The 13,315-nt window shown below is 63.4% G+C and carries 10 protein-coding genes; 2 read left to right on the top strand and 8 right to left on the bottom strand.

Features of this window, described 5'->3' with window-relative positions; translation table 11 throughout:
- Window positions 1–45: 45 nt before the first annotated feature.
- The 4 genes from HBO11_RS03070 to HBO11_RS03055 all read right to left on the bottom strand — a co-directional run bounded on the left by HBO11_RS03070 (window position 46) and on the right by HBO11_RS03055 (window position 5,258).
- A complete protein-coding gene (locus tag HBO11_RS03070; RefSeq protein WP_169957011.1) occupies window positions 46–1,401 on the bottom strand; it encodes an MATE family efflux transporter in 1,356 nt (451 codons plus the stop codon).
- A gap of 86 nt (window positions 1,402–1,487) precedes the next feature.
- On the bottom strand, window positions 1,488–2,783 hold the full coding sequence (locus HBO11_RS03065) for an FAD-binding oxidoreductase (protein ID WP_169957010.1): 1,296 nt from the start codon (window positions 2,781–2,783) through the stop codon (window positions 1,488–1,490).
- Entirely contained in the window at window positions 2,780–3,868 is a 1,089-nt protein-coding gene (locus HBO11_RS03060; protein WP_170058777.1) for a polyamine ABC transporter substrate-binding protein, read from the bottom strand. Before HBO11_RS03060 ends, HBO11_RS03065 begins: the two co-directional genes overlap by 4 nt.
- Before the next feature lie 31 nt (window positions 3,869–3,899).
- The gene (locus HBO11_RS03055) at window positions 3,900–5,258 is read right to left on the bottom strand and encodes a glutamine synthetase family protein (protein WP_169957335.1); all 1,359 of its coding nucleotides are present in this window, start codon (window positions 5,256–5,258) and stop codon (window positions 3,900–3,902) included.
- Window positions 5,259–5,396: 138 nt separating this feature from the next.
- On the opposite strand from HBO11_RS03055, the gene HBO11_RS03050 reads away from it, so the two are divergent.
- Complete coding sequence (locus tag HBO11_RS03050; RefSeq protein WP_169957333.1) at window positions 5,397–6,293, top strand: helix-turn-helix domain-containing protein; 897 nt, start codon at window positions 5,397–5,399, stop codon at window positions 6,291–6,293.
- Window positions 6,294–6,407: 114 nt separating this feature from the next.
- On the opposite strand, the gene HBO11_RS03045 is transcribed toward HBO11_RS03050, so the two are convergent.
- From HBO11_RS03045 to HBO11_RS03035, 3 genes are read right to left on the bottom strand one after another with little or no spacing between them, the layout of a single operon-like run.
- On the bottom strand, window positions 6,408–7,511 hold the full coding sequence (locus HBO11_RS03045; RefSeq protein ID WP_169957331.1) for an acetoin dehydrogenase dihydrolipoyllysine-residue acetyltransferase subunit: 1,104 nt from the start codon (window positions 7,509–7,511) through the stop codon (window positions 6,408–6,410).
- Complete coding sequence (locus tag HBO11_RS03040; RefSeq protein WP_169957330.1) at window positions 7,508–8,527, bottom strand: alpha-ketoacid dehydrogenase subunit beta; 1,020 nt, start codon at window positions 8,525–8,527, stop codon at window positions 7,508–7,510. Before HBO11_RS03040 ends, HBO11_RS03045 begins: the two co-directional genes overlap by 4 nt.
- Before the next feature lie 23 nt (window positions 8,528–8,550).
- Window positions 8,551–9,531 carry a thiamine pyrophosphate-dependent dehydrogenase E1 component subunit alpha gene (locus HBO11_RS03035; protein WP_057445001.1) on the bottom strand — a complete coding sequence of 327 codons (981 nt, stop codon included), beginning with the start codon at window positions 9,529–9,531 and terminating at the stop codon, window positions 8,551–8,553.
- Between the two features lie 309 nt (window positions 9,532–9,840).
- Here HBO11_RS03035 and HBO11_RS03030 point away from each other — a divergent pair, with 309 nt between their 5' ends.
- Window positions 9,841–11,703, top strand: a complete 1,863-nt coding sequence (locus HBO11_RS03030) for a sigma-54-dependent Fis family transcriptional regulator (RefSeq protein ID WP_169957328.1) — start codon at window positions 9,841–9,843, stop codon at window positions 11,701–11,703.
- 757 nt (window positions 11,704–12,460) lie between these two features.
- On the opposite strand, the gene HBO11_RS03025 is transcribed toward HBO11_RS03030, so the two are convergent.
- Window positions 12,461–13,240: an acetoin reductase gene (locus tag HBO11_RS03025; protein ID WP_169957189.1), complete on the bottom strand. Its 780-nt coding sequence runs from the start codon at window positions 13,238–13,240 to the stop codon at window positions 12,461–12,463.
- Window positions 13,241–13,315 lie beyond the last annotated feature (75 nt).

Here is a 13,315-nt window from a genome sequence, read left to right as displayed (position 1 = left end):
CTCTCCATAATGACACTATGCCATCCAGCCCCTCGCTGCCTCAACTCACACCAACCGCTTGATCTGCTTATGCCGCCACACCAACCGGTAATACGCCGTCTGCAACCCCAACATCACCAGATAAGTCACCGGGAACGCCATCCACACCCCTTCCAGGCCAAAGTGTGCATTGAGCAGGTACGCCACCGGCAGCTCCACACCCAGCACGCAGAAGATCGAGATCGCCACCGGCATCAGCACCACGCCGCTGGCGCGCATGATGCCGCCAATCACCGCCTGGAAGCCGAACACCAGAATGCTCCAGAGCATGATGTGCAGCAGGTGTTCGGCCTGGACCCGCGCCTGGTCATCGGTGATGAACAGGCCCAGTAGCCAGTGGGACAACACGTAGCCAAGCACGATCAGGCTCCCGGTCAGGCACAGGTTGATGGCAAGGCCGGTGCGCAGGATCGGCCCGATGCGTTCCAGGCGCCCGGCGCCAATGGCCTGGGCGCCGAGGATCGAGGCGGTGATGGCAATCGACAGCGCCGGGAATTGCACATAGTTGACGATCTGCGTCACCGCGCCATACGCCGCCGTGGCCTGGGAGCCGTGGCCGTTGACCAGTGCCAGGATCACCAGCTCCGACAACGACAGCACCACCATCTGCAAGCCGGTGGGCAGGCCAATGCGCAGGACTTTGCCGAGGATCGCCCGGTCCAGGCGCAAGGCCGCCAGCAATGCGCGATCCGGCGCCATCACATGGTTTTTATGACGCAGGCGCAGCACCAGAAACAGCATGGCCACGGCGTTGGCCACGAGGCCAGCATAGGCCGCGCTCTGGATGCCCATGGGCGCCAGCCCCAGCCAGCCGCGGATCAGGGCCGGGGTCAGCAACAGGCCAACCACCGTCGAGACCATCAGCGCCAGCAGCGGCGACACCGTATCGCTCACGCCCCGCAGCAGTTGGGTGTAGAGGATGAACACCAGCAGCAGCGGCATGATCAGCATCATCACCTGGGCATAGCCGACGGCGTCGTCCAGCACATCCAGCGGCGTGCCCAATGCCTGCATGGCCGGGCGCGCGAACAGGCTGCCGAGCACGGCGGCGAGGATCCCGATCAACGCGCCCAAAGTCAGGGTCGCGCCAGTGATGACTTTGACCAGCGCCGTTTCCCCCGCGCCCCAGGCCTGGCCGATCAGCACCGAAGCGCCCGCCCCCAGGCCGATCACCAGGGCGATAAAAAAGAACACGATGGGAAACATCCCCGACACGGCCGCCAGCGCCTGGGTGCCAAGCATCTGCCCGACATAGATGCCGTTGAGGGTGCCGGAAAAACTCTGGAGGAAGTTGGACAGCACCATCGGCGCAAGAAAGAACAGGTACACCTGCCACAGCGGGCGTTGCAAAGGGTTCTGCATGAAAAGCGGGGCCTCGGAATGACACAGCGACCGAGGGGTTATAGCGTATTGGATCCGATCCTGCTGTGTTTTAAACCGCTACCCACCTATCCCAGCATTTCCCGAAGCCGATACCACAACATGCCCAGCGCCAGTAACGGCGAGCGTAAAGCCTTGCCGCCGGGAAAGGTCATGTGCGGCACCCGGCTGAAGGTGTCCAGGCCCTGGCTGACACCCGCGTGGATCCCTTCGGCCAGCAACCGCGCGCACCAGTGCGTGACATTGAGCCCATGCCCCGAATAACCCTGGGCGTAAAACACGTTGGGGTACTGCTGCAACCGTCCAACCTGGGGGAAACGATTGGCGGTAATCCCGATTTTGCCGCCCCATTGGAAGTCGATGGCGGTGTTGGCCAGTTGCGGGAATACCTTGAGCATCTTCGGCCGCATATACGCAGCGATATCCACCGGATCACGCCCCGAATAATGACAGGCGCCGCCGAACAACAGCCGACGGTCCGCCGAAAGCCGGTAGTAGTCCAGGCCGACTTTCTGGTCGCACAGCGCCAGGTTCTGTGGGATCAACTCGTCTGCGAGCGCAGCCGGCAACGGTTCGGTGGCGATGATATAGCTGCCGGCCGGCAGCACCTTGCCACTCAGGCGCGGCTCCAGTTCGTCGAGGTGGGCATTGCACGCCAACACCAGGCTGCCGGCCCGTACGGTGCCACCGGCGCAGCGCACCTGCACGGTGTCGCCATGGCTCAGTTGCAGCACCGCGCTGTGCTCGAAAATCCGCACGCCCAGCGCCTCGGCCACGCGGGCTTCGCCCAACACCAGGTTCAGCGGATGCAAGTGGCCCGAGCCCATGTCCACCAAACCACCGGCGTACAGGGTTGAGCCGACCACCTGCGCCATGTCCTGCGCCGCCACCAGCCGGGTTTGCGCCATGTAACCCTGGGCGGCCAGGCTGTCCTGCTCGCCCTGGAACGCCGCGAATTGCGCCGGCGTGTTGGCCAACTCGCAAAAGCCCCAGCGCAGGTCGCAGTCGATCCCGTGCTCACGGATGCGCTCACCCACCAAGGCCACCGAATCGATCCCGGCCCGTTGCAGGTAACGCACGCCCTCCTCGCCCACGTACCGGGTAAAACCCGAAACGTCATGGCCAATACCCCGGATCAACTGCCCGCCATTGCGCCCGCTGGCACCCCAGCCAATGCGCCGGGCTTCCAGGAGGATCACCGACAGGCCGCGCTGGGCCAGCTCGATGGCGGTGTTGACGCCGGTAAAGCCGCCGCCGATCACACACACATCGGCACTCAGGTCCGCAGCCAGTGCCGCGCGCTGGGGCATGGCATTGGCCGACGCCAGGTAATAGGAACGGGCATGGTCTTGGGACTGGTTCATCGGTTGGACTTCACTTTGCTCCAGGCCCGGGTCATCACACGCATGATGGCGGGGCTGGGGGTGGTGGAAATGTACAGTTTGTCGAGCACGTCCTGGGGCGGGTACACCTCGGGATTGTTCACCAACTCCGGCGCCATGAAGGCCTTCGCCGCCAGGTTGGGGTTGGCGTAGCCGACGTAGGTACTGACCTTGGCAATCACCTCGGGGTCCAGCAGGTCGTTGATAAACGCGTGGGCCTGTTGCGGGTTGGTGGCGTCTACGGGAATCGCCAGCAAATCGAACCACAGGTTGCTGCCCTCCTTGGGAATCGCATAGGCGATGTTCACGCCGTTCTTGGCTTCCCTGGCGCGGTTGGCCGCCTGGAACACATCGCCGGAGTAACCGAAGGCCACACAGATATCACCGTTGGCCAGGTCCGAGATGTACTTGGAAGAATGGAAATAGGTGATGTATGGGCGCAGCGTCAGCAACTTGGCTTCGGCCTTTTCATAATCGCTGACCTTCTCGCTGCGCGGGTCCATGCCCATATAGTTGAGGATCGCCGGGAATGCTTCATCCGCCGAGTCCAGGAATGCCACGCCGCATTGCTGCAGCTTCTTCAGGTTCTCGGGCTCGAACATCACCGCCCACGAATCAATGTGGTCGATGCCCAGCACTTGCTTGACCTTGTCGACGTTATAGCCAATGCCATTGGTGCCCCACAGGTACGGCACCGCATGGGCATTGCCGGGGTCGTTCTGCTCCAGCAGCTTGAGCAGCTTGGGGTCCAGGTTCGGGTAGTTGGGCAATTGCGCGCGGTCCAATTCAAGAAACGCGCCGGCCTTTACCTGGCGCCCCAGAAAGTGATTGGACGGCACCACTACGTCATACCCGGTACGCCCCGCCAGCAGCTTGCCCTCCAGGGTTTCGTTGGAGTCGAACACGTCGTAGACCACCTTGATCCCCGTCTTGGCCTGGAAGTCGGCCAGGGTGGTCTCGCCGATGTAATCGGTCCAGTTGTAGACACTGACCGTCGGCGCGGCGTGGCTGGCGCTGCTGAACACCGCAGCCAGGGCCATTGGGAGAAGCTGTTTGACGAGACGCATATCGACACCTTTTTTATAGTTGATGATGGAGTCAGACACTCAGCAGCAGGAACTCACGCTCCCAGGAGCTGATCACCCGCTTGAAGTTTTCATGTTCGGCACGTTTCACTGCGACATAGCCCCGCACGAACTTGTCCCCCAGGTACTGCTTGACCGTATCGCAGGCCTCCATGCGCGCCAGGGCATCTTCGATGGTGATCGGCAGGCGCAGGTTGCGGCGCTCATAGGCGCGGCCTTCGACCGGGGCGCTCGGTTCGATCTTTTCGATCATCCCCAGGTAGCCGCACAACAGGCTGGCGGCGATGGCCAGGTAGGGGTTGGCATCGGCCCCCGGCAGACGGTTTTCGACGCGCATCGCCTCGGCGCTGGAGGTCGGCACACGCAGGCCGACGGTGCGGTTTTCTTCGCCCCACTCCACGTTGACCGGGGCCGAGGTGTCGGGCAGGAAGCGGCGGAACGAGTTGACGTTGGGCGCGAACATCGGCAGCAGCATCGGGATGTATTTCTGCAGGCCGCCAATATGATGCAAGAACAGCGGGCTCTTCTGCCCGTCGGCATCGACAAACACCGGCTTGCCCGTGGCGATCTCCACCACGCTTTGGTGCAGGTGCATGGCGCTGCCCGGCTCGTCGGCCACCGGTTTGGCCATGAAGGTCGCGGCCACATTGTGCTTGAGCGCCGCTTCGCGCAGGGTGCGCTTGAACACCGTGATCTGGTCGGCCAGGTCGAGGGCGTCGCCGTGGCGGAAGTTGATTTCCATCTGCGCCGGGCCGTCTTCGTGGATCAGCGTGTCGAGGTCCAGGCCCTGGGCTTCGCACCAGTCATAGACATCTTCAAACAGCGGGTCGAACTCGTTGGCCGCGTCGATGGAGAACGACTGGCGCCCGGTTTCGGCACGCCCGGAACGGCCCACCGGGGTTTTCAACGGCAGGTCCGGGTCTTCGCAGCGCTGGGTCAGGTAAAACTCCATTTCCGGCGCGACAATCGGCTGCCAGCCCTGGTCGGTATACAGTTGCAGGACTTTTTTCAGCACATTGCGCGGCGACAGCTCGATGGGGTTGCCCTGCTTGTCGAAGGTGTCGTGGATCACGATGGCGGTGGGTTCGATGGCCCACGGCACCACGTAGGTGGCGTTGGCCACCGGGCGGCAGATCATGTCGATATCGGCCGGGTCCAGCAGGTCGTAGTAGATGTCGTCGTCGACAAAATCCCCGGTTACCGTTTGCAGCAACACACTTTCCGGCAGGCGCATGCCACGCTCATGCAAGAACTTGTTGGTGGGCGCAATCTTGCCGCGGGCAATGCCCGTCAGGTCGCTGATCACGCATTCGACTTCGGTAATCTTGTGTTCTTTCAGCCAGGTGGACAGCTGATCGAAAGGGGCATTCATAAAGACCTCGGCATGGGTTGGGTGCTGCGCCGGCTTGTACTTGCGGCGCATTGAGGTCTATCTTGGGCCAGCCTTACCCAGGCATCTATCCACTTTGCACGACCCACAACGCACCAATAGAGTGCGCACGGATCACCCATGACACAGGCAACCGCTTTGCGCGTACAGGCCTTCACCACCGGTGATGTGGCCGCCCAATGCAGTGCGACACCCGGTTGGGTGCAGCAGTACCAGCAGATGTCCCCGGGGCATTTTGCCGGGCAGATCCGCTACCTCGACCTGCAGGGGGTGCAGGTGTACGAAGAGTGCATGAACACCCGCGTCGAGCAGCACTTCAACGCGCCGCCAGGCGCCCTGGCCTTCTGTTTCGACGGCAGCGACAACGCGCTGTACCTGCTCAATGGCGAAAGCCGCAACACCTGGATCACCCCGGAAAACTACCGGGAAGTGGCGGTGGTATTCGGCCCCCAGTTCGTGCAACGCCATGGCCTGGATGTGGCCAGGCTCGAAGGCCTGTTCATGGCGCCGTTGACCTGCCAACAGAACGCGTTGTTCACCCGCTGGCTCAGTGGCACCCTGACGCGCTTGTCCTGCGAGATCGACCCGATCAGCCGCGACGCCCTCACCCGGCAACTGCTGGACGATTGCCTGTTTATCCTCGACAACGCCTGTGTGTGCCTGGACCGCCACTCATTGCAGCGCCGCAGCGAAGAACGCCGGTTGATGGCGCGCATTGGCGCGTGGGCGGCGGATGCGCCGGATGAAACCGTCAACCTGCTGCAACTGGCGCAGATCGCCGGCGTGCCGCTGCGCCAGTTGCAGCAGGGCTTCAAGACCTACACCGGGATGAGCCCGGCGCAGTGGTTGCGCCTGCGCCGGTTGAACGGCGCGCGGCGCGAGTTGTTGAGCTCAGCGGGTTCCACCGTGGCGCAGGTCGCGATGAACTGGTCGTTCTGGCACCTGGGGCGGTTTTCCAACAGCTACCGCGCGTTGTTCAAGGAACTGCCCAGCGAAACCCTCAAGCGTCATGGTTGATACACGCTCAACCCTGTAGGAGCGGGCTTGCTCGCGAAAGCGGTGTGTCAGGCAATGAATGTCTGACTGACCCACCGTATTCGCGGGCAAGCCCGCTCCCACATTTGATTGCTATCAGGCTGGAGATTTGAGGAAGAGGCTCAGCAACTGATTCACCTGCTCCGCCGCCTCCAACTGCACCATATGCCCCTGCCCCGGCAAGATCTCAACCTGGGCCTGCAACCCCTGGGCATGCCGCACCGGAATGATCGCATCGTCACTACCCCAGATCACCAGGCTGGGTTGCTGCCCCACCACTGCACGCAGGTCAAGCATCTGCCGACCGCCATCAAACAGCTTGGCATTGAGTTGCCGCAACGCCTGGTCCACCCCCTCCAGGCGCTTGAACTTGAGCATGTCCTCCAGCATCTGCCGCGTGACCAACGCCGGGTCGCTGAACAGTTGCACCAGTTGCGGCTTGAGCGCGTTGCGGTTGTTGGCTTCGGTGAAGCCTTGCAAGTAGTCACCGTTGATATCCGCACCCAGGCCGGCGCTGGCGATCAATACCAGCGAGGCAACCCGCTGCGGTGCCTGGCGCGCCACCGTCAACGAAACCAATCCGCCCATGGAATGCCCTGCGAGGTGCACGCGTTCAAGCTTGAGGTGATCGAGCAACGCCAGTACCGCCAGGCTCAACTCCTCGGCATCGCCACTGTGCAAGTGCTTGCCCGACTCGCCATGCCCCGGCAGGTCCAGGGCGATCACCCGGCGCTCGGCAGCCAGGGCCGGATGGTTGAACAGCCAGTTGTTCAAGTCGCCACCAAACCCGTGGATCAGCACCAGCGGTATGCCGCCCTCGCCAAGGTCGAGATAACGCAGCAGGCGCCCGCCCAACTCGACTTTCTGCGCACTCGGCCCCGACGCCTGCGCCTCGGCGCTGCTGGAGACAAAGCCGGCATTGAAGCGGTCGATCACCGTATCAATCTCTGCGTCGGTGGCTTCGCCCTCCACCACAATCGCTAGCAATGCGCCGACCGGCAACGTCTCGTCGCTCAGGGCCAAAACCCGGCGCAACACCCCACTGAACGGCGCCTCGACACTGCTGGAGATCTTGTCGGTCTCCACGTCGAGCACTTCCTCGCCCTTCTCTACCCGGTCGCCCGGCTGCTTGAGCCAGACATCGACCCGGCCTTCGGTCATCGACAGCCCCCACTTGGGCATGGTCAAGGTATGGATCATGCCGCAGTCCTCTTGTCAGCGATCTTGCGCACCGCGGCCTCGATCTTCGCCGCGTCGGGGATGTACAGGTCTTCCAGGGCATCGGAAAACGGCACCGGCGTATGCGGCGCGGTGACCATCTCGATTGGCGCGCGCAGGCAGGAAAATCCGCGCTGGGCCACCAGGGCGCTGATATCCGTGGCGATGGAACAGCGCGGGTTGGACTCGTCGATCACCACCAGGCGCCCGGTTTTCTCCACGCTCTCGAGGATGCTGTCTTCATCCAGCGGGCTGGTGGTGCGCAGGTCCAGCACTTCGCAGTCGATACCCTGGCGCGCCAGGTTGGCCGCAGCCTCCAGGGCGATATGCACCATGCGCCCGTAGGTCACCAGGGTCACATCGTTGCCTTCGCGCACAAAGTTGGCCTCGCCGAAGGGCACGGTGTACAGCTCCTCCGGCACTTCGCCTTGCAGGCTGTAGAGCATCTTGTGTTCGAGGAAAATCACCGGGTCGTTGTCGCGGATCGCCTGGATCAGCATGCCCTTGGCGTCATAGGGCGTGGCCGGGCACACCACCTTCAAGCCCGGGATGTGCGTCCACATCGAGGTGAGCATCTGCGAATGCTGGGCCGCAGCGCGCAGGCCGGCGCCGTACATGGCGCGTACCACCAACGGCGTGGTGGTCTTGCCGCCGAACATGTAGCGAAACTTGGCGGCCTGGTTGAGCAACTGGTCGAGGCAGCAGCCGATAAAGTCGACGAACATCAACTCGCACACCGGGCGCATGCCCCGGGTGGCGGCGCCGACGGCCATGCCCACGTAACCGACTTCGGACAGCGGCGCATCCAGCACGCGGTCAGGGAACTGCGGGTACAGGCCCTTGGTCACCCCCAGTACGCCGCCCCAGGCATCCTGCTCGCCAGGGGCGCCGGTGCCGCCGGACACGTCCTGGCCGATGATAAAGACACTCTGGTCGCGGCGCATTTCCTGGGCCAGGGCTTCGTTGATTGCCTGCTGATAACTGATTTTACGAGCCATGAAATTCTCTCCGGGTCTTGTTGTTATGAGCGGTAGGCGACGTAGACATCGCTGAGCAGGTCGGCGGCCTGGGGCTTGGGATCGGACTTGGCCAGGCGCACGGCGTCGTCGATCAACTGCGCGACTTCGGCGTCGATGCGCTCGAACTGCGCCGCCTGCAACCAGCCTTCGGCGCTGCAGCGCTGGCGGAACAGCGCCAGGCAATCCTGGGTTTCGCGCAGGTTTTTCACCTCGTCACGGCCGCGATAGGTTTGCGCATCGCCTTCAAAGTGGCCGTAGAAGCGGTGCAACTTGACCTCGACCAGGGTCGGCCCCTCGCCCTGGCGCGCCCGCGCCACCGCCACGCCCAGCGCCGCGTGGACGGCAAAAAAATCATTGCCATCGACAATCACCCCCGGCATGCCAAAACCTACGGCGCGCTCGGCAATGTCCTTGCACGCCACCGACCAGCCGGAACCGGTAGCTTCGGCATAGCCGTTGTTCTCGGCGACGAACAGGCATGGCAGCTTCATGATCGCGGCCAGGTTCATCGCCTCGAACACCGCGCCCTCGTTGGAACCGCCGTCGCCAAAAAATGCCACGGCCACGCCCTGGCTGCCCTTGAGCTTGGATGCCAGGGCCGCGCCCGCCGCCAGCGGTGCACCGGCGCCGACAATGCCGTTGGCGCCGAGCATGCCCTTCTCCTGGTCGGCAATGTGCATGGAGCCGCCCTTGCCGCCGCAGACCCCGGTTTTCTTGCCGTAGATCTCGGCCATCATGCCGAACACATCCACGCCCTTGGCGATGCAATGGCCGTGGCCACGGTGGTTGGAGGCGATGCAATCTTCATCGTTGAGATGGGCCATGACTCCGGCGGCGCAGGCTTCCTGGCCGGCATACAGGTGCACGAAACCGGGGATCTCGCCGGTGGCGAATTCCACGTGCAGGCGCTCTTCGAAATCACGGATGGTGCGCATCACGGTGTAGGCATGCAGCAGTTGATCGGTGGACAGGTGAGTGGACATCTTGTTGTTCTCCAGGTTGTCTCGACACACAAAAGGCTGGCTGCGGCCAGCTGCAACCTGTTCAGCACAGCCTGTGCCAAGGCCCGGCAAAACCTGGCAAAGCCTTGATCCAGAGCAGTACCGTGCGGTTGTGCCGGTGCGGCATGCCACCGCACAATGAGACGGCGCATTGCAGCGTGCAGGCTGCGTCTCAGGCAGGATGAGACGTTGCGTCTCAAGGCGGGCAGTTGGTCAGGCCGCCCTTGTCCCCCTGCGCCCGCGGGCGCTTAATGGCGGGCATAACAACAAAGATCGAGAACCGGAGGCCTTATGCTCGCCGCGAACTCCAGAGAGCACGTCGACTGCGTCAGTCGCGTGGTCCGCAATGCCGACCGCCTGCCCCAGGCACCGGTGCCGTCGCTGATTTTCGATTCATGGCGCCGCTCCATGGAACAACACCACCTGGACCCCGGTTCCCTGCAGGGCCCGCGGATCCTCAGCGAGCCGCTGCTCAAGGAATGCCGCGAGCGCGCCGAACTGTTCATGCGCATTGCCAGCGAGCAAGTCAGCCAACTGCACCACCGCGTGCGCCACGCCGACTACTGCGTGATGCTCACCGACGCCCAGGGCCAGACCATCGACCACCGCGTAGACGCGGCCATCCGCAGCGACTGCCGCAAGGCCGGCCTGTACCTGGGCACCTGCTGGTCGGAAGCCGAAGAAGGCACCTGCGGCGTGGCCACGGTGCTGACCAGCAAGGCAGCGGTGACGGTGCACAAACGCGACCACTTCCGCGCCGCCTTTATCAACCTGACCTGCTCCGCCGCACCGATCTTCGACCCCCAGGGCAACCTGCTGGGGGTGATGGATGCCTCGGCGCTGCAATCCCCGGATGACCGTCGCAGCCAGCACCTGGTGCGGCAGATGGTGGCGCAGAGCGCCCAGGCCATCGAAAACGCCTTCTTCATGCACAGCGCCGCCAAGCACTGGGTGCTTCAGGCCCACAGCACCCCGGGTTATGTCGACAGCCAACCCGACCTGCTGCTGGCCTGGGACCACGACGGGCGCCTGCAAGCCTTGAACAGCAAGGCCCGCCAGGCCTTGCGCCGGCGTTTTGGCCAGGTGCCGGTGCATATCGGCGAGGTGTTCGACCTCGATGCCCTGCGCGCAGTGACCGATCAATCGGTCCAGCAACTGCAGTGGCTGGGAGAACCTGGGGTGCTGCAAGTGCGCGTCAACACCCCGCGACGCCAACCGGCGCGGGCGCTGCCGAGCTCCCAGGTCGACCCACGCGTGGAAGAACACCTGCGCCTGGCCGTGCGGGTCAAGGATCGCAACCTGCCGGTGCTGGTGCAGGGTGAGACCGGGGCCGGCAAGGAAGTCTTCGCCCGCCAACTGCACGCCCGCAGCGCGCGCCGCGACGGGCCATTCGTGGCGGTGAACTGTGCGGCGATCCCGGAGAACCTGATCGAAAGCGAGTTGTTCGGCTATGTCGCCGGCGCGTTTACCGGGGCGTCCAGCAAGGGCATGACCGGGCTGTTGCAGCAGGCCCACGGCGGCACGCTGTTTCTCGATGAAATCGGCGATATGCCCCTGGCCCTGCAAACACGCTTGCTACGGGTGATGGCCGAAGGTGAAGTGGCCCCGCTGGGCGCGGCAAAAACCCGCGCGGTGGATATCCAGGTGATCTGCGCCAGCCACCGCGACCTGGCGACCCTGGTCAGTGACGGGCGTTTTCGTGAAGACCTGTACTTTCGCCTGGGCTGCGCCCGCGTCACCCTGCCGCCCCTGCGCGAGCGCACCGACAAACTGGCGTTGATCAACCGGCTGCTGGAACAGGAGGCCCGCAGCAGCGGGGTCACGGTCGGCATCGGCCAGGCTGCGTTGGAGTTGCTGCTGGGCTATGCCTGGCCGGGCAATGTGCGGCAACTGCGCCATGTGCTGGCGTATGCCTGTGCGGTGTGTGAAGGCGGCACGATCCAACTGGCGGACTTGCCGGTGGAGGTGCGTGGTGAGCGGCTGGAGCTCGAACTTGAGCAAAGTATGAGCCCGGAGCGGCAAGTGGTACTGGATGCCCTGGTACGCCATCGCTGGAAGCCATTGCCGGCGGCGCAGGCGCTGGGAATTTCCCGCGCGACCCTGTATCGCCGGGTCAAGCAGCTGGGCATTGATATGCCGGGTAAACACCACTGACACAATGCAATCCAAATGTGGCTTGCCAGCGATAGCGGTGGGTCAGTCAACATCAACTCCAGCAATGCCGCCGCCATCGCAGCCTCGCCAAGGCTCGACAGCTCCCACCGCGATCCTCAGGGTTTGGAGGATTGCATTTCACTGCCACCGCAGGATGCATACGGTACTCAATGCACTGAAGATCCAATGTAGAGCTGGCTTGCCAGCGATAGCGGTGGGTCAGCCAACATCAATCCCAGCAATGCCGCCGCCATCGCAGCCTCGCCAAGGCTCGACAGCTCCTACATTGATCCTCAGGGATTGGAGGATTGCATTTCACTGCCACCGCAGGATGCAGACGGTACTCAATGCACTGAAGATCCAATGTAGGAGCTGGCTTGCCAGCGATAGCGTTGGGTCAGCCAACATCAACTCCAGCAATGCCGCCGCCATCGCTGCCTCGCCGGGGCTCGACAGCTCCCACCTTGATCTTCAGGGTTTGGAAGATTGCATTTCACTGCCACCGCAGGATGCATACGGCACTCAATGTACTGAAGATCCAATGTAGGAGCTGGCTTGCCAGCGATAGCGGTGGGTCAGCCAACATCAATCCCAGCAATGCCTCCGCCATCGCAGCCTCGCTGGGGCTCGACAGCTCCTACATTGATCCTCAGGGTTTGGAAGATTGCATTTCACTGCCACCGCAGGATGCACACGGTGCTCAATGTACGAAGATCCAAGCCCGCTCCCAGATTTTTTACCGAGTCGAGTCTGGGGGTTAGCGGTACACGAGGCCACCGTCGATCAACGGCGCCTGCCCGGTCATGTAGTCCGAATCCGGGCCGGCCAGGTAAGCCACCAGCCCCGCCACATCCTCCGGCGTTTCTGCACGGCCCAGGGCAATCCCATCCACGTACTTCTTGTACGTCGCCCCCACTGGCGCGCCGGTAATCTCGGCCATGCGCTTGTCGATCTCGACCCACATATCGGTGCCCACCACGCCCGGGCAATAGGCATTCACCGTCACCCCCGCGCTTGCCAGTTCCTTGGCCGCCGCCTGGGTCAGGGCGCGCACGGCAAACTTGGTCGCCGAGTACACGCCCAGCAGGGCAAAGCCTTCATGCCCGGCAATCGAGCAGGCGTTGATGATCTTGCCCTTCTGCTTGAGCGCCTTGAACTTATTGCCGGCAGCCTGGATGCCCCACAACACGCCCTGCACGTTGATGCCCAGGGTGCGTTCGACCTGTTCCGGAGTCACGTCCAGCAGCGAATCGATCTGCGCCACCCCGGCGTTGTTGACGATGATGTCAAAGCCACCCAGGGTCTGGTGCGCATGCTCGACCGCCGCGACCACCTGTTCACGCTTGGACACGTCGGCGATGAACACCGAGGCCTTGCGCCCAAGTGCCACCACCTCGGCCGCCACGGCTTCGAGCTTGGCGCCATTGATGTCGACCAGGGCAATATCCGCCCCGTCCCGCGCCAGGCGCAGGGCGATGGCCCGGCCAATGCCTTGCCCGGCACCGGTCACCAGTGCAACTTTTCCAGCGATACCCATGATGATCTCCTGCAACGATAAGCGAAGCCTTGTCTATCGCAGGTGCGGGGTCCCGCTGTCGAGGCCCGGACGGAT

This window comes from Pseudomonas sp. WS 5010 (genome assembly GCF_012985565.1).
Taxonomy (GTDB): Bacteria; Pseudomonadota; Gammaproteobacteria; order Pseudomonadales; family Pseudomonadaceae; genus Aquipseudomonas.
This window is presented reverse-complemented; position numbering and strand designations above follow the sequence as displayed.